Below are 1,345 nucleotides of genomic sequence, written 5' to 3' on the forward strand. Positions count from 1 at the left end.
GGTGGGCGGGCGGTGGTCGAGCACGTACATGATCTGGCCGTCGCTGGAGAACGCCTCCGGCTCGACGTTGCCGGGCAGCTCGACGGTGCGGCGGCGGCCGCGACCGTACAGGGTGAGCGTGGTGCGTGCGCGCGGCCCGGGGCGGGGGCCGACGGCGATCAGCTCACCGGAGACGGCCTTGATCTGCTCGCCGGGCAGCGGGACGCGGTCCAGGAGCCGCCCGCCCGCGACCTCGTGCACGCGCAGCTCGCCCTCGTGGAGCTGGTAGATCCGGCTCCAGCCGGTGTCGGGGACGGCGCCCGGGTAAGCGGCGGTGACCGCGCCGGTGGCGAGGTCGACGACGCTCAGCCCGGCCGCGGTGTCGGCGAACAACCGTCCCGGCGCCGCCGCCCGCGCCGCGGCGGTCGTGGCCGTGCCGCCGGACGGCGTGGTCGTGGTCTTGCCGGCGGGTGTCGCGGGGGTGTTCGCGCTGGAACAGGCCGACAGCGCCAGCGCGCCGCCGAAGGCCGCCAGCGCCCGGCGCCGGGTGAAGGGCGGCCGCCCGGGGACCGTCTGCTGTGAGTTGGTTTCCACGCCATCGATACACCGCCCGCCCGTCCCGGGTTCCCGCGCCGCCGCGCGTGCGATGATCAGCGGGTGGTTCGGGAGGGAGAATCGGCCATGCGGTCACGGACCCACCTGCACGACCTGCTCGTCTCGACGATCTTCACCGAGGGCCTGGACGCCGAGATGGACCTGTGGGTGCTGGGATTCAGCGCCGTGTGGATCAAAGGGCCGGACCTCGACGCCGTCGCCCGGGCCTTCTCCCTGGACCTGGCCACCCGGGAGCCGTGTCACCTGAGCGAGATCCTCGACCACGCCATCGCCGACGGGTCGCACTGGGTGGGCGAGGTCGACGGCTGGATCGGCGTCGTGCCCGGGCACGGGCACCGCGAGTTCCTGCGTTCCCTCTCCGAGGGCGGCGGGGAGGCGGTCGGCCTGTGCATGGACATCCACGGGCACGCGTACTTCGATCACGCCAGGGACGGGCGGATCGTGGTGTCCTTCGACCCGCAGTGGCCGCAGCGCCGGTCAGGGGATGATCCGCACGCGCTCGACCGGCTGATGGCGGGGTTGCGCTTCCAGATCAGCGATGGCGACGTCCGCGACGACCCGGTGGAGGATCCGGAGAGCATCAGTTCGGCGTTGGCGCTGATCGGGCGGGTCATCGGGAGCGACCTGGCCGAGGACTGGTTCCTGGCACGGCACTCCCGCTTCGGCACCACGCACTGACCGCACCTCTGGGGGATGGCCGCGCGAGGGCTGGGGGCGATGCGACGGTTCGGGCAAGGTGCGGGGCCGGGGG

General features: G+C 73.6%; 2 protein-coding genes. One reads left to right on the forward strand and one right to left on the reverse strand.

What is annotated here, in order from left to right; genetic code table 11:
* The coding region (locus HII36_RS55180) for a hypothetical protein (protein WP_217371160.1) at nucleotides 1-573 on the reverse strand (573 nt) is incomplete at its 3' end.
* 87 nt (nucleotides 574-660) lie between these two features.
* On the opposite strand from HII36_RS55180, the gene HII36_RS55185 reads away from it, so the two are divergent.
* Nucleotides 661-1,272 (forward strand): DUF6461 domain-containing protein, encoded by a 612-nt coding sequence (locus HII36_RS55185; protein ID WP_173531386.1) that lies wholly within the window; start codon nucleotides 661-663, stop codon nucleotides 1,270-1,272.
* Nucleotides 1,273-1,345: the final 73 nt, after the last annotated feature.

This window comes from Nonomuraea antri, from assembly GCF_013283785.1.
Lineage (GTDB): Bacteria > Actinomycetota > Actinomycetes > Streptosporangiales > Streptosporangiaceae > Nonomuraea > Nonomuraea antri.

Bases quoted from the DNA above. Each gene is read 5' to 3' on its own strand.
- HII36_RS55185 (WP_173531386.1), top strand. From the start codon at position 661: ATGCGGTCACGGACCCACCTGCACGACCTGCTCGTCTCGACGATCTTC.